General features: G+C 59.7%; 14 protein-coding genes. 3 read left to right on the forward strand and 11 right to left on the reverse strand.

Features of this window, described 5'->3' with window-relative positions:
* Positions 1-303, forward strand: a 303-nt coding sequence (locus HMPREF3098_RS00850; RefSeq protein WP_371440929.1) for a transposase, incomplete at its 5' end; no start/stop codon positions are given.
* A gap of 425 nt (positions 304-728) precedes the next feature.
* Here the strand turns inward: HMPREF3098_RS00850 and HMPREF3098_RS00855 are convergent.
* The 8 genes from HMPREF3098_RS00855 to serS form a co-directional block, all read right to left on the reverse strand.
* The gene (locus HMPREF3098_RS00855; protein WP_070433640.1) at positions 729-1,754 is read right to left on the reverse strand and encodes a decaprenyl-phosphate phosphoribosyltransferase; all 1,026 of its coding nucleotides are present in this window, start codon (positions 1,752-1,754) and stop codon (positions 729-731) included.
* Positions 1,755-1,801: 47 nt separating this feature from the next.
* Positions 1,802-2,311, reverse strand: coding sequence for a phosphatase PAP2 family protein (locus HMPREF3098_RS00860; RefSeq protein ID WP_070433649.1), 510 nt, complete (start codon positions 2,309-2,311; stop codon positions 1,802-1,804).
* Positions 2,312-2,483: 172 nt separating this feature from the next.
* On the reverse strand, positions 2,484-4,565 hold the full coding sequence (locus HMPREF3098_RS00865; protein WP_070433650.1) for a glycosyltransferase: 2,082 nt from the start codon (positions 4,563-4,565) through the stop codon (positions 2,484-2,486).
* Between the two features lie 204 nt (positions 4,566-4,769).
* Positions 4,770-5,939 carry a UDP-galactopyranose mutase gene (glf, locus tag HMPREF3098_RS00870; protein ID WP_070433651.1) on the reverse strand — a complete coding sequence of 390 codons (1,170 nt, stop codon included), beginning with the start codon at positions 5,937-5,939 and terminating at the stop codon, positions 4,770-4,772.
* Between the two features lie 81 nt (positions 5,940-6,020).
* The gene (locus HMPREF3098_RS00875) at positions 6,021-6,473 is read right to left on the reverse strand and encodes a TIGR02611 family protein (RefSeq protein WP_070433641.1); all 453 of its coding nucleotides are present in this window, start codon (positions 6,471-6,473) and stop codon (positions 6,021-6,023) included.
* 2 nt (positions 6,474-6,475) lie between these two features.
* Entirely contained in the window at positions 6,476-7,330 is an 855-nt protein-coding gene (locus HMPREF3098_RS00880) for a Cof-type HAD-IIB family hydrolase (protein ID WP_070433642.1), read from the reverse strand.
* A gap of 21 nt (positions 7,331-7,351) precedes the next feature.
* On the reverse strand, positions 7,352-8,305 hold the full coding sequence (locus HMPREF3098_RS00885; RefSeq protein WP_070433643.1) for a lysophospholipid acyltransferase family protein: 954 nt from the start codon (positions 8,303-8,305) through the stop codon (positions 7,352-7,354).
* Positions 8,306-8,316: 11 nt separating this feature from the next.
* On the reverse strand, positions 8,317-9,591 hold the full coding sequence (gene serS / locus HMPREF3098_RS00890; RefSeq protein WP_070433644.1) for a serine--tRNA ligase: 1,275 nt from the start codon (positions 9,589-9,591) through the stop codon (positions 8,317-8,319).
* Positions 9,592-9,870: 279 nt separating this feature from the next.
* On the opposite strand from serS, the gene HMPREF3098_RS00895 reads away from it, so the two are divergent.
* Both HMPREF3098_RS00895 and HMPREF3098_RS00900 read left to right on the forward strand, forming a co-directional pair.
* Positions 9,871-10,989 carry a septum formation family protein gene (locus HMPREF3098_RS00895; protein ID WP_083283867.1) on the forward strand — a complete coding sequence of 373 codons (1,119 nt, stop codon included), beginning with the start codon at positions 9,871-9,873 and terminating at the stop codon, positions 10,987-10,989.
* The gene (locus HMPREF3098_RS00900) at positions 10,979-11,329 is read left to right on the forward strand and encodes a metallopeptidase family protein (protein ID WP_070433645.1); all 351 of its coding nucleotides are present in this window, start codon (positions 10,979-10,981) and stop codon (positions 11,327-11,329) included. The genes HMPREF3098_RS00895 and HMPREF3098_RS00900 overlap by 11 nt, the downstream gene beginning before the upstream one ends.
* A 136-nt stretch (positions 11,330-11,465) precedes the next feature.
* Here the strand turns inward: HMPREF3098_RS00900 and HMPREF3098_RS00905 are convergent, their stop codons facing one another.
* The 3 genes from HMPREF3098_RS00905 to pheA all read right to left on the reverse strand — a co-directional run bounded on the left by HMPREF3098_RS00905 (position 11,466) and on the right by pheA (position 14,365).
* Complete coding sequence (locus HMPREF3098_RS00905; RefSeq protein ID WP_083283870.1) at positions 11,466-12,347, reverse strand: SDR family NAD(P)-dependent oxidoreductase; 882 nt, start codon at positions 12,345-12,347, stop codon at positions 11,466-11,468.
* A 63-nt stretch (positions 12,348-12,410) separates the two neighbouring features.
* Positions 12,411-13,301, reverse strand: a complete 891-nt coding sequence (locus HMPREF3098_RS00910; protein WP_246815796.1) for a histidine phosphatase family protein — start codon at positions 13,299-13,301, stop codon at positions 12,411-12,413.
* A 5-nt stretch (positions 13,302-13,306) separates the two neighbouring features.
* Positions 13,307-14,365, reverse strand: coding sequence for a prephenate dehydratase (gene pheA / locus HMPREF3098_RS00915; RefSeq protein WP_235700845.1), 1,059 nt, complete (start codon positions 14,363-14,365; stop codon positions 13,307-13,309).
* Positions 14,366-14,410 lie beyond the last annotated feature (45 nt).

Below are 14,410 nucleotides of genomic sequence, written 5' to 3' on the forward strand. Positions count from 1 at the left end.
TTCACGGTGCGACAATACTCCACCCCCCACCACACGCTGCTGACCGGGCAGTGCCAGGACATGGGAAAGGAGACTTCGTGTGAGGCACCCCATGGATGGCAGCGGCCGAGTAACGAGAATATTAATGCCGAGCTACGCCGATTCATTCCGAAAGGCACCGATCTTGCCACGGTGACCCATGAGCAACTCCAGGAATATGAAGACCTCATCAACGACACTCCACGGGTGGTGCTAGATGGACTGACCCCGAGGGAAGTATTCTTTAACCTCGACCCATCCGAAGATGCTGCATTCACCGCCTGACCCTTCCATCTTCTGGCGGGGCCACGGCCTTGATCTGGGCATAGAGATCTGCGTTTTGGTAGATGCTGCCTCAGTGGCCGAACAGGGCAGGCCACAGCGTGGCGCCGATCTAACGAGGAGACCACTGCCCACGCACTAGTTCGCACAATGTGCAGCAGAACTCTGACAAAATGACGCGTTTTTGTTGGACTTCTGCTGCACATTTGTTTCTCGGCGCAAGAAAACCAGCCCCAAGTTCAACGCGAGAAAACCAGCCCCAAGCTCAACGCGAAAACCGGCTCCAGGCTCGGCGCGCGAAAACCGGCCCCAGGCTCAACGCAAAAAACCAGCACCAAGCTCAACGCAAATACACCAGCCCCAGGGGCGTTCAAGAGAGCCCAGGTCCAGCTCCCCTACTCAAACCCCGCCGGTTAAAGCCAAGCAACTCAAAGCGCCGGCACGATGTATACCGCCATAGCGATGGTGAAAATCCATGTCAGCGCCAGCAGCTGCAGGGTGCGGTCATTCAGGGCGATCTCATCGGGGGCGCCACCTTCGCCACGATCCACATCCGCGGCGTAGCGCAGGATTGCAACGGTAAAGGGAACCATGGAGATCTGGTACCACACAGCCACCGCACCATCGGAACGCTGGGACAGATCAAAGCCCCACAGCGCGTAGCACAGCACCACGGCAGTCGCGGCGAGAGTCCAAACGAAGCGCAGGTATGTCGGGGTGTAGCTCTCGAGTGACTTGCGTATCTTGGCGCCGGACCGCAGCGATAGCTTCAACTCTGCGTAGCGCTTACCGGCTGCCATGAACAGGGAGCCGAAGGCCGCCACCAGCAGGAACCACTGGGACAGGACAATAGAGGCCGCTACACCGCCGGCCATCGCACGCAGCATGAACCCGGAGCTCACTAGGGCAATATCAATCACTGGCTGGTGCTTCCAACCGAAGCAGTACCCCAGCTGCAGGGCGATGTACACGGTAACCACAATGGCCAAATTGGACCCGGAGGTCGCTAAGAACGAGCCACCAATCGCCAGAATAATCAGCACCACGGCCATCGCGTAAGCCAGGTTCACTGGAAGTACACCGGCGGCGATGGGGCGGAATCGCTTGGTTGGGTGGGCGCGGTCGGCTTCCACATCACGCGCGTCATTGACCAAGTAGATGGAGCTGGCCGCCAGGCAGAAAGCCACGAACGCGATCACCACGTCCAGCAGCACTCGACCGTGGAACAGCGAGGAGCTGCCCGCCGCCGCCGGAGCTGCGACAACCAGGACATTTTTCACCCACTGCTTCGGGCGCAGTGCTTTGACCATGGCCTCTGGCAGGTTACGCGGTGCGCGCGGACCCGAAGTATCCGTCGGGACGCTCGTCTCGGACCGGCCACGCTCGGGCTCCAGACCCGAGGTGTGAGGTTCGGAACCAAGCAGGGTTTCCGGACGGTTTTGCTGTTCGCTCACCGTTTCTTCTCCTGTCCTGTTACTTCTTTTATTCGACGCCCAGCGCTTTAGCCGAGCATTACCTTGCGCGTGATACCGGCGGTGGTGGCACCGATAATGCTGCCCAGTATGACGTCGGTTGGATAGTGCACACCCAGTACCAAACGGGAAAGGGCCATCGCGGGAACTCCTACCAATGGTAGCGGGCTACCTATCGTTTGAGCGGTACCGACGAGCGCCGCGGTGGAACTCGTAGCGTGCGACGAAGGGAAGCTCAATTTGGAAGGAGTGCCCACTCCAATAGTGATACGCGGATCGTGCGGGCGAGGCCGGCGGATAATACGCTTGACGATCACCGAGGCCGCGTGTGCCGAGAAGGCGCCCACGCCCGTGGCTAGCCACTGCTTCTGTCGCGGTTTATCTAGTGCGCATCCGGCGGCTGCCAGGGCCATCCATCCGAGGGCGTGCTCGCCGAAAAAGCTCATCAACCGAGCGGTTGACAACACACCGGGTTGGTGGGAGATGCTTTTTTGAATCGCGACTAGGAGGTCAGATTCTTTCCACGGGTCGCCCGGGATTGGGGCGCTGCCCGCGGTGTTAGTGCTGCCCGCGGCGCTGTCCGCGGTGTGGGTGCTGCCCGCGGTGTTGGTGCTACCCGCGGCGCTGTTCGCGGTGTGGGTGCTACCCGTGGCGCTGTCCGCGGTGTTGGTGCTGCCCGCGGCGGTATTCACGGTATTCGCGGTATTCACGTTAATTTTTCTCCTGAGCAGTGGTGGTACCCGTCGCGGCGGCGTGGGCCGGCTCGAATATCTTGGCCCATGCTTCGGGGCTGGTGAGCTCTGGATGTGCGGCGCGGTAACGCGTACGCATCTCGTCGAAGCGGGCTGCCACCTCCTTTTGCAAACGGGCGGAATCCTTGGCCAGTGCGATCATCTGGCCACGGTCACGCTTGCGGTACACCACTCCCCTGCCGTCTGCGGTGGTGACAGTAGCACCATCCACGCGGGATAGGCTGAACCAGCGGGCTTCGATGGGTGGCAGGTTCACCTGTGGTGTGTGGTGATGGCGAGCATCGGCAGGACGGGAGTTGTTCAGCAGCCCCCGGGTGAGAGTCTTTATTTTGGCAACCGGGTTGGTTGGAATTTCGGTCAGGCCTGCTGGTCCACCGGATGGCGCAGGAAGCGCGGTAGCGCTGGGCAACACCTGGGCATCGGAGTAGTTCTTACGCAGCTTGTTGATGCGTGGCAGTGCAGTATCCAGAATGCCGAAGAGCTGTTCGGGGCCTGCCAAGAAGTCCTTCATCGCCTCATTTTGGATAGCAACGGTGGAGTATTCCAAGCACAAAAGGTGCTTGGCAGTCGCCTTAGCCATCGAAGTGATAATGCCGCGCGGGGAACCATCGTGCTGGATGGCAGCCACGATCAGGCGGTTCCGCAGGTGGAAGTACGCTTGCCAGTCAATGGCATCGTCTTTGTCGGACCATGCCATGTGCCAAATCGCAATGCCTGGCCACGATGCGGTGGGGAATCCTGCATCCTTCGCACGCAGGCCGAATTCGCCGTCGTCCCACTTAATGAACAGCGGGAGGGGCTGACCGATGGTTTCCGCGACGACCCGTGGGATCATGCACATCCACCAGCCGTTGTAATCCACGTCGATGCGACGGTGTAGATCCTTGGAGTCGATCTCTTCACCGGAGGCATTGTTGCCATATGATCCGCGATCGCGCAGGGGATGCTTGTAAAAATCATGGTCGTAATGCGTGTGTGGCGCGGCAGTCCACATGAAGGAACCGCGGTCGATCACTTCACCCATCGTGTGCAGGTGGCTGCGCTCCTGTAGGTTCAGCATCTGGCCACCGATCAGCATCGGCGACGTAGCGTAGCGGGCAGCAGCCAAGGAACGCAAGACCGCGTCCGGCTCAATCTGGATGTCATCGTCCATGTACAGAATGAATGGGCTATCCGTGCCGCGCTCTGCGTGCCGGGCCTCATACATGATGCGGGAGTAACCACCGGAGCCACCGAGGTTGCCCTGCGGGCAGATGCGCAGGCGGTCGCCGAAGTGGGCCTCCACCGCAGGGAAACCCGGCTCATCTGCGGGGTGCTTATCACCCTGATCCGGCATGATCACGGCATCGATCACTGCATCCACGACCGGGTCGGAAGACAGTGCTTCGAGCGCCGCCACCGCGTCCGTGGGCCGGTTGAACGTGGGAATGCCCACTGTCACGCGCGGTTCGGCTACCGGCAGAACGTCCCCCGCGGAGTATCGCTTCTCTGCGCCGGTCGTAGGGTCTGTCAGCGTGGCGTCGGATACTAAAACCTGGCCCTCGGCCGGTTTCGTCGCGTACCAACCAGCGGAGTGAATGGTCACGGCGGACTCGCACGTGATGTCGAACCAGATCCAGCCACCATCTTCAAACGGCGCCAGCGAGATGGTGAACTCCGCAGTCCCCCGGCCCGATTCATCAGTCTCCACTACATCGCCGGTGACGGCAATACGCGAACCGTCGATCTTCGAACGGTAGATATCCACGCGTGCATCACCGGTGAGCTCGATGCGCAGCTGCACGTCATCTAACTGGGACCAGCGGCGCCAGTAGGAGGCCGGGAACGCGTTGAAATAGGATTCGAAGGAGATCTCGGTGCCACCGGGAATAGTGCACGATGTGCGGGATAGTGCGGTGACACGTCCAGCAGTGGACTGCTCGTCTTCCACGATGTAAAGCGAGCGCACATCCCGTGGTTCACCGCGCTTCGGCAGGATAACCCGAGCTAGACGGGTTGGATCGAAGGAATCGCGCGATTCAGACTGAGCTTGAGCACTCATGTTTTCAGACTTAGTTTGAGCAGCCATGGGCTGGAAGCGGACCTCCACGTAGACAGTATTACCCATCAATTATCCACGATTGCCCCGCCGAGGGCGCCCTCCGCCACGCCCAAACCGGGCATTGGCAGGGGTTGGTGCCGTGATCAGGGAACACAGGGGGCCGAGAGCACTGGGCTTGACTAGGCGCCGCTCCCGGTTACCTCCCTACAGCAACGCAGCGATTTTATTGTCGTACATGCTCAGGGCTGATCCGATCGCCATGTGCATGTCCAAGTACTGGTACGTACCCAAACGTCCACCGAAGAACACCTTGTGCTCATCGGTTTCGCGCTGGGCCAGCTCGCGGTATTTCTGTAGCTTGTCACGATCTTCGGGCGTGTTGATGGGGTAGTACACTTCCTCATCGCGCTCGGCGAAGCGGGAGTACTCCTTGACGATGATCGTCTTGTCTTTGGCGTGCTCCGCCTCGCGCTCTGGATGGAAGTGTCGGAACTCGTGAATGCGAGTGTAGGGCACGTCCGCATCGTTGTAGTTCATCACCGAGGTGCCCTGGAAGTCACCCGTATCCAGCACCTCAGTCTCGAAGTCCAAGGTACGCCAACCCAGCTCGCCCTCCTGGTAGTTGAAGTACTTATCCAGCGGACCGGTGTATACCACGGGGGCGCCCGGGTTCTCCGCCTGAATGTCCTCACGCACGGCGAACCAATCGGTGTCTAGGCGCACGTCGATATTGTCGCTTTCCACCATCTTGTTCATCCACGCGGTGTAGCCATCGACGGGCAGTCCTTCATACGTGTCGTTGAAGTAGCGGTTATTGAAGGTGTAGCGAACCGGCAGGCGGCTGATGATGGAGGCCGGCAGATCCTTCGGGTCGGTCTGCCACTGCTTGGCGGTGTAGTGCTTCACGAATGCTTCATACAGCGGCTGGCCGATCAGTGCGATGGCCTTTTCCTCCAGGTTTTTCGCACTGTGTGGATCTTGGTCTCCGCGTTGTTCCTCAATGAGTTTCTTTGCCTCATCTGGGGTGTAGTACCGGCCGAAGAACTGGTTGATCAGGCCCAGGCCCATGGGGAACTGGTACGCGTTGCCGTCGTGCATGGCAAACACTCGGTGCTGGTAGTCCGTGAACTCCGTGAACTGGTTGACGTATTCCCACACTCGCTCGTTGGACGTGTGGAACAGGTGTGCGCCGTACTTGTGTACCTCAATGTTGGTTTCCGGGTCACGCTCGGAGTAAGCATTGCCGCCTAGGTGCGAGCGCTTTTCAATCATCAGCACCCGCGCTCCCTTAAGCGTCGAGGCGCGTTCAGCCACGGTTAGTCCGAACAGGCCAGTGCCAACAACAATGAGGTCGTACTTCGCTTTATCACTCATGGCGCCAAGGTTACCCGGCACGCCGGCATTCGCAGGGCAGGCACTCCGGGGCTTTTCTTTGGGACGACGCCGCGCGTGTGGCTACTTCAACCCCAGCCAGTCGGGAAGCCAATCCACGGCGGGCTGTAGCCAAGGGCGAGTCCAATCCAACATTCCCAGTTTCCATCCCGCCCAAAACAGGAAGGCGAAGATGCACCAGGTAATAATCAGCAGGAGAAGACCGATCAGGCCCTTGATAATCAGCGGCAGTTGTTTGAACCACGTATCAATCTGGTCGTATTTGCGCACTGACCAGCTAAGCAGCCGGTGCGGCCATTCTAATTCCAGGGACAAAATGCCGATGGAGACAAACACCATGAGCCAACCGGGACCGGGAAATGGAATCGCGATGATTCCCAGGACGGTCATAATCCAGCCCACAACCAAGGTGAGGGGGCGCACTAGGAAACCGAACCTCGGGTGCCGTTTCAGCTTCTCGTGGTGTGCGCGGATCTTCTCGACCCGCTGATGCACAGCCTCGCCCATGGTCGCCATGGTTAGTTCTCCCTCATGGTTTCCGAAGAACTGAACCAGCGGGTGAGATATTCAGCCACTCCATCATCGTCATTGGTGGCGGTGACCGCATCCGCGGCTGCCTTGACTTCGTCACGTGCATTCCCCATAGCCACCCCAGTGCCAGCCCATCGCAGCATCTCTAAGTCATTCGGCATGTCCCCGAAAACGATGATGTCTTCGGTGCGCACCTCAATGCTCTTGGCCACTCGTTGCAGGGCTGTGCGCTTGGATACGCCCGGCGCGCTGATTTCTACCAATCCGCCTTCCCAGGAAAACGTGGCGTGTGCCAGGGCGGGATCGATGTATGGCGCCACCGCTTCGTAGAGTGCCGCGGAGCTTCGCCTGTGGTCACGTACCAGAAGCTTGACCGCGGGCATAGATACCAACTGCTCCCGCGGCACGGTGGTGTGCTCATCGGAAATCCACGCGTGATCGTAGTTGGGGGTTACGCAAAACAGCTCGTTTTCCCGGTCGAAAGCACTACGACCAACGCGTTCGACCGCGAAACCCCACTCGGGGTCAACGGCTTGCAGCGATTCCACGAGGTCCCGTTGCACTTCCGGTGAAAGACTTTCGGCATGCACCACGCGGTCCAATGCGCTGTCGTAGATTACGGCCCCATTCGCGCACACCACTATGGGGCGCACGTTGATCTGTTCCAGCACTGGGAGTAGCCAGCGCGCGGGGCGGCCAGTGGCAAGTGTGAACGCGGTGCCTTGGCGTGCCATGTCATCGATAATGGCGCGCATGCGAGGCGATACTCGTTCCCGGTGATCTAGCAGTGTGCCGTCCACATCGCTGACCACCAATTTTGGCCTCCATATTGGCCCTTGCATCGCCTATGTAACTCCTAGCGTTTATTTGTTTTTGCGGTTCAACCGTTGCTGCAGGCGTATCACGGGTTTTCTCCAGGCGGGTGCCACGGCCAGTTGTTTCTTTTCTTCTTCTCGACGCCGCTCTGCCCGAACCTGCGCCTCCGCCCTCTTGCGTTTGCGTTCGGCCTGGTCCTCCCGGTCTTTGACCGTGGCTTCTTCCAGCGTTGGGGCAGTTCCGCCCATGTTGGCCGGTACCCAGTATTCGCCCTTGGGCATGGGGCCAAATTCTTGTTCGTAGATGCGACGGTTTTCCTGCAGCTGCTCCACCATCGCCTTATGTAAACGATCGGTAGTTGCTGCGGAATCTGCGGTGACCTCCACCGGCTTGCCCACAATCAACACGAGTTTTGCATTTTTCGGCCGCCAGTTGGGCTTGTGCCCCTTCGTCCACACCTGCTGTGATCCCCAGATGGTCAGTGGGATGAGCGGCACGTTGGCGTCGAAAGCAATTTTGGCAGCACCTTGCCGGAATTCTTTGACTTCAAAGGAGCGAGAAATGGTGGCCTCTGGGAAAATGCCCACCAGCTGCCCCATCCGCAGGCGGCGGATGGCCTCATCCACGCTAGCTTGCCCATCGGCGCGGTCAACGGGGATGTGCTTCATCGCACGCATGAGCGCGCCTACTCCCTTGACGTCGAAAATTTCCTTCTTCGCCATAAACCGCACTAGGCGACGGCCGTTGAAGTGCGCGGGGATGCCACCGTAAACGAAATCCCAGTAACCGGTGTGGTTGATCGCGATCATCGCGCCACCGGTAGCAGGAATGTTCTCTGGGTTAAGAATGACGACGTCGAGTTTCTGAACCCAGTCCATCCATTTCTTCGCGATGGAGATGATCGGCCGGGAATAGGGGAATTCCCGGGCTTCCTCGCGGTGGTTGGGCGCAGGAGCGAAGCCTTCGGGCAGACGGATAAAGCGGTCTTTAAGTTTGGCCATGAGTATTGAGATTACTTCTTTGATTCCAAAACTTCTTTACCTACGAATGGTTGTAGGGCCTTGGGGACGCGCACAGATCCGTCGGCCTGCTGATTGTTTTCCAAGATGGCCACTAACCAGCGGGTCGTGGCCAACGTGCCGTTCAACGTCGCAGCCGTTTGTGCCTTTCCATCAGCATCGCGGTAGCGCGTTTTAAGACGGCGAGCCTGGAAAGTCGTGCAGTTGGACGTACTGGTGAGCTCGCGATAGGTGCCCTGTGTTGGTACCCACGCTTCGGTGTCGTATTTACGCGCTGCGGACGAACCTAAGTCTCCGCCAGCCACATCGATCACGCGGTATGGGACCTCGACGGCCGCCAGCATGTCCTTCTCCATCTGGAGAAGTTCCTGGTGGACAGCCTTGGCTTCCTCGGGCTTGCAGTAAACAAACATCTCGAGCTTGTCGAACTGGTGAACACGGATGATTCCGCGAGTGTCCTTGCCATACGACCCTGCCTCACGACGGAAGCAAGAGGACCAACCTGCGTAGCGCACGGGCCCGTTGTTCAAGTCGATGATCTCATCGGAGTGGTAGCCAGCCAAGGCAACTTCGGAGGTGCCGACAAGGTACATGTCGTCTTCTTCGAGGTGGTAAATTTCATCGGCATGGGCGCCCAGGAAGCCAGTGCCAGCCATGACCTCGGGACGGACCAATACCGGAGGGATCATCAAGGTGAATCCATGTTCCACGGCCTTTTGCGCGGCTAGTTGCAACATACCCAGCTGCAAAAGAGCGCCGTCGCCGGTAAGGAAGTAGAAACGCGCACCCGATACCTTGGTACCGCGCTTCATATCGATCAGCCCAAGCGATTCTCCTAACTCCAGGTGGTCCTTAGGTTCGAAACCAAACTCCGTGGGCTCGCCCACATGCTCCAGAACCACGAAGTCGTCCTCCCCACCGGCGGGAGCGCCCTCCTCGACCACGTTGGAGAGCTTCATCTGCAGGTCGTGAACGGCCTGTTCAGCGGCGGCCTGCTCAGCTTCAAGTGCTTTTACTGCCTCGGCCTTTTCCTTGCCCTGCTCGCGCAGCGCCTTTTTCTCCTCATCGGAAGCGGTGCGCATTTGCTGTCCCATGGCCTTGGAGAAGGACTTTTGCTCTGCTCGGGCGGAGTCGGCGGCGGTGATCGCATCGCGACGGCGCGCATCGGCCTCCAATAGCTGATCCACAAGGGCAGGATCTTCACCACGGGTGCGCTGGGAAGCGCGGACGATGTCGGGGTTATCGCGCAGGAGCTTCAGATCAATCATGCTGTTCACTTTAGCGGTAGAACGTTTCCCCGCGCCCAGCTACTACTCTGTTAATTGTTAAGTGTGCTGAAGTCTTCAACTCACGGCGCTTGGCATGGGCCAACGCGAACTTCGCCACTACACTGCTACTCGTCAATTATGCTGAGGTCTTCAACTCACGGCGCTCGGCATAGGCCAACGCGACCTTCGCCACTACACTGTAACCCAACAACGGCCTTGGGCTTTGGATTAGCCGTCTTGGCGTTATAGTCAAACAACACCCGTTGAGAAAGAAGCAGGATGACCCTCAGTCAAGCCACGTGGACCAAGCGCATGCGATGCACGACAACTGCACTGCTCGCCGCCCTATGCGGTGGTGTAGGCGCCGGCGCGTTCCTGTTTAACGCGCCCGAAAGTGGCACTCCTTTGACCCCGGCTATTCATTCCAAGTCCAAGGCAGCTGACCCCGTTCCCACCGCGTTTACCGATGCCCAGGCAGGGGCCTGCGTTAACTGGATGCCGGGGCCCAAAGGGGCCAACACAGATTTCGCCACTGTTGACTGTGCGCAAAATCACCGTTTTGAGGTCGCTACACGCGAAGACTTGGGCACGTATCCCACCAGTGAATTCGGACCCGAATCCCGCCCACCGGGCAAAGCCCGCCAGGAAAAGCTCACAAATGAGCTGTGCGTGGGTCCCACACTCAAGTACCTCAAGGGCAAACTCGATCCGGAAGGGCGCTATTCCATCGCTCCGATTCTGCCCCCTAAATCCGCCTGGGCAGCCGGTGACCGCACGATGCTGTGCGGTGTCATGGTGATTGACGAAGAAAGCCGTGCCGTGGAGACTCGCGGGTTAGCCGCCCAACAAGATCAATCGCGGGTATCCAAGCCCGATACCTGCGTTCTCGTGAAGGGCAATACCACCACCGAGACAACCTGCGACCGGCCACACTCGTGGCAGGTGACAAAACTAGTGGACCTCAGCAAAACGTTCTCGGGCCCATGGCCGGGCGTCGAGAAACAAAACCAACACTTGAATAAGGTGTGCACCGATGCTGCCCGTGAATACCTCGGCGGCGACGATGCCCTATACAACTCCACGCTGGCACCATTCTGGACGACCCTGCAGAAGCAGTCGTGGGATGCGGGCTCACGATCAGTGAATTGCGCGCTGACGTTCGGAAAGAGCGGTGGCAGTTTCGCCACCTTGCAAGGTGATGTGCGCCAGAGCTTCACGATCGACGGCCAGCCACCCGCCAAGCAACCTAAGCGCAACCCGCTGCGCAAGCCGGGCGACGGTGCCGGTTCCACCCCTGGAAACGCGGGAGCCGCTGGAACGGCCGGACAAGCCGGCCCAGAAGCCGATACCGGTGCCGGCGCTAATCAAGCTACCAATGGAGCCGTCGTTGGCAATTGATATCGACCCTGATCGCTTCGAGGAGCTTGTGGATGCGGGATTGCGCCGTATTCCCCGGCAGCTCATCGATAACGTCAACAATGTTGCGATCGTCACCAAAGACTACAACCCGGAAAGTCCACACATACTCGGACTCTACGAAGGTGTGGCCCTCACCGAGCGGACCAGTGAATATACCTCTGCCCTGCCGGATAAAATCACCATCTACCGCTTAGCGCTAGCAGACGTGTGCGATACGGAAGAAGAGCTCGTGGAACAAGTGGCAATCACCGTGATCCACGAACTTGGCCACCACTTCGGGATCGACGATGACCGCCTGCACGAACTGGGCTGGGGTTAAGCCGCCCAGCCAGACGGGGTTCGCTTGGGTAATACACCGTCATTAGCTCCATGAAAGCGGCTGGGGTTAAGCCGCCCAGCCAGACGGGGTTCGCTTGGGTAATACACCGTCATTAGCTCCATGAAAGCGGCTGGGGTTAGGCCCTGCGCCCCACGTAGCCGCCAATCAAACGCGTGATGACCAAGGTCGGTACGCGGTTGAAGCGCTTGGCGTACCATGTGAAAGCCGAGAAGAAATCCGGGGTAATGATCACACGGCGCTTTTCGATACCTTTGACCGAACGGCGCGCCACAACCTCGGCGGTGAGGAAAGTTTTCTCCAAAAGGGTTCGGGCGATCTGATCCGCGTGGGCGTCGTCCCCTGTGAGCGAACTTGCCAGGTTGGACTTGAAGAATCCGGGGCAAAGAACCGAAACGCTGATCTTGCGGTAGCGCAGTTCCGCATCCAGACCTTCGGCCAGGCCAACAACGGCGCTCTTCGTGGCGTTGTACGCCGCCATCACCGGGGGCTGCACCAAACCTGCCGAGGAGCCGGTAAGAACCACACGAGCCCCGCGGTTCATCTTGGGAACGAAGGTCTGCAGCGCGCGCACGCCACCCAGCAGGTTGATATCGATAGCCCGCTGCCACGTTTCCATCGACGTTTCCGTGATCCGGCCACCGATGGCCATACCAGCATTGCTGATGAGGATGTCTAAGGCTGGGACCTCGGCAGATACTGCTTGCCAGTCTTCTTCCTTGGTGACATCCAGCTGGTGGTATTCCCAATTGCCCTCCAGGCCGGCCACGCTGGAAGGTGCCGTTGGGGCCAAGTCGGTGAGAATCACCCGTTCGCCTAAAGCGAGGTAATTTTTGGCGAGTTCCAACCCCAGCCCGGAGGCTGCTCCGGTGATGAGTACGACCCGTGGGGACCGCTCCCTCTGGTTACCGTCGAGGGCCTGGTTTCTTTGGCCACCATGCGAACCATCCGTGGCAGCATTGGACTTGTTCTTCTTTAGGATCCCGCTAAGAAAGCTCATACCTAAAAAGATTAGTTTCCCGTACGGAACCTATGTGCCCAAATACGCAGAACTCATCGGTTTCTATTCCGGAGTACCGTGCAACCCCCATGCACGCAGGCGGAATGTCCCAGTCAGTGCCTCTAATTCATCCGGGTGCCCCTCTACGATCCCGGGCAACTTCTCCGGGATTTCCAACTCCACCATGTGCGCATTCGGCAGGTAGTGCCCGAAAGCCCACTCCCCGGGCACGTTGCCCAGCAATCCCGCAGCCAAACGGATAACGGCTCCGTGGCTCACCAGCGCCAGATCTTCCTCCCCGCGTTCTGCGTGTTCCGCCAAAGCCACCAACAAGGGCTTCAGGTAACGCAGCAGGACTTCCTCTCCAGTCTCCCCGCCCGGCACCCGCGTGGTGCGCTGGCCATACAGCCATTCGCCGAGAATGCGATGATAATGCTCGTGCGCGTCCTCATCATTGCGCATCTCGTAATCCCCGGCCGCAATTTCGGCGACACCGGGTAAAGCACGCACCTCGCCCGCGGCTGCGGCGGTGGCATGGGGAGATTTGATCATGTGCTGCGCAGTGGCGTCGTCCAACAAAAGAGCAGAAGGCAAAGCCTCGCTACCATCCCGGCCAACCCCGCTTACGTGCCCGCCCGCAGCGGCAAAAGCGTGGGCAACATTGACGGCGGTTTGCTGGGCACGGGCCGCTTGGCTGGAAAGAATGCGTGCGCGCTGGGTTCGCTCCGCTAGCGTTGTCCCAGCTTCGGTGGCCTGCATACGCCCGAGTTCCGTGAGGTCCGCGCCGGGCAGGGCAGTATCTAGCGCGTGGATGGCATTGGACGTGGTTTGGCCGTGGCGCACGAGGAACAACCGGCGCACACCTACGGCTTCGGCCTGCGGAGTTGCGTTGGCTACAACGTCCGCGAAATCCGTCGCGGTGTGTGGTGCATCGTTTGGAACAGAACTGGTCACGGTGATTAATCCTCCCCTTGCTTGAGACGGTCGACCCAGGTGACCGATTCGGTGAAACTCGGTGGTGCCGAGCCCTGGTGCCGGTTCTTCACATCCTCGCTGGCCGGCCAACTGCCGAGGTACCGCACGTGGCGTGCAACCCGGTGCAAGCCGGCCAGGGCCTCGGCCACGGCCGCATCGTCAATGTGCCCGACCACACCCACGTGGAATACGTAATGCCCCGCCATCGGCAGGCTCTCGCCGGCTGTCACGGTCGTAGCGCCCAGCGCGCCCATTGCCTCGGTGATACCCGGCGCGCCAAAACTGCCCGAACTGTTCGCTGCCTCCAACGCACCCCTCAACGGCCGCGAACTAATGCGGGACATATCCACTCCGCGTCCCGAAAGCTGCGTCAACGCATCCAACAAACTGCTCGGCTGGTTTTCGAGGACGAAAGCCACCCCGGTGCGATCATTGCCTGTCCGCGGGGTGGGCGCCCCTGGCTTGCCCACCAAGACGAACCGGGTGTGCGCGCCGGGAACATCCGCGACGTTTTTCGCCAGCGCCTCCAAGTCATGGATTTCCCGGGCGCGTTCCGGGGCCGCAGCCACATCGGCCCGCCCCTCAGCCACCATCTGTGCAGCCGCTCCGTTCGAGCTCGCGGGGACGAAAGTCACATGCGGCAGGTGCTCGGCAATCCATTGCCTCACCTGCGCTTCTGCCACTGGGTGTGTGGTGATCGTCCGCGCGTCTTCCGGCGCCATCCCCTGCCGCACCATGATCGTGAATGCCACAGGCACGATAACTTCGTGGTAAATCTGCAGTCGCTCTCCCGCCGCCAGCGCATCTTCAGTTTGTGCCACTGGCCCATCCACGCTGGACTCTAGGGCAACACAGGCGAAATCGGCTTGGCCTTCCCTCACCATCTTTAGGGCGACGCCCGGCGCTGCCACCTCCACGGTTTCTGCAGCCGGCGGTACGTGCCCGGCGGCCATGAATTCCCGTAGCGCTTGCTCGGTGAACGTGCCCCGCGGCCCCAAGAAAGCAACGCGGCATCGTGAATCGGAAGCAGAGAGATGGGTCATCATAGTTATCACCATAGAGGAATACCCAGCCCCTGTATCGTGGCA

Origin of the sequence: Corynebacterium sp. HMSC28B08 (assembly GCF_001806865.1) — a bacterium.
Lineage (GTDB): Bacteria > Actinomycetota > Actinomycetes > Mycobacteriales > Mycobacteriaceae > Corynebacterium > Corynebacterium auriscanis.

Bases quoted from the DNA above. Each gene is read 5' to 3' on its own strand.
- HMPREF3098_RS00865 (WP_070433650.1), bottom strand. From the start codon at position 4,565: ATGAGTGCTCAAGCTCAGTCTGAATCGCGCGATTCCTTCGATCCAACC.
- HMPREF3098_RS00885 (WP_070433643.1), bottom strand. From the start codon at position 8,305: ATGGCCAAACTTAAAGACCGCTTTATCCGTCTGCCCGAAGGCTTCGCT.
- serS (WP_070433644.1), bottom strand. From the start codon at position 9,591: ATGATTGATCTGAAGCTCCTGCGCGATAACCCCGACATCGTCCGCGCT.
- HMPREF3098_RS00880 (WP_070433642.1), bottom strand. From the start codon at position 7,330: ATGCAAGGGCCAATATGGAGGCCAAAATTGGTGGTCAGCGATGTGGAC.
- glf (WP_070433651.1), bottom strand. From the start codon at position 5,939: ATGAGTGATAAAGCGAAGTACGACCTCATTGTTGTTGGCACTGGCCTG.
- pheA (WP_235700845.1), bottom strand. From the start codon at position 14,365: ATGACCCATCTCTCTGCTTCCGATTCACGATGCCGCGTTGCTTTCTTG.
- HMPREF3098_RS00875 (WP_070433641.1), bottom strand. From the start codon at position 6,473: ATGGCGACCATGGGCGAGGCTGTGCATCAGCGGGTCGAGAAGATCCGC.
- HMPREF3098_RS00895 (WP_083283867.1), top strand. From the start codon at position 9,871: ATGACCCTCAGTCAAGCCACGTGGACCAAGCGCATGCGATGCACGACA.
- HMPREF3098_RS00905 (WP_083283870.1), bottom strand. From the start codon at position 12,347: ATGAGCTTTCTTAGCGGGATCCTAAAGAAGAACAAGTCCAATGCTGCC.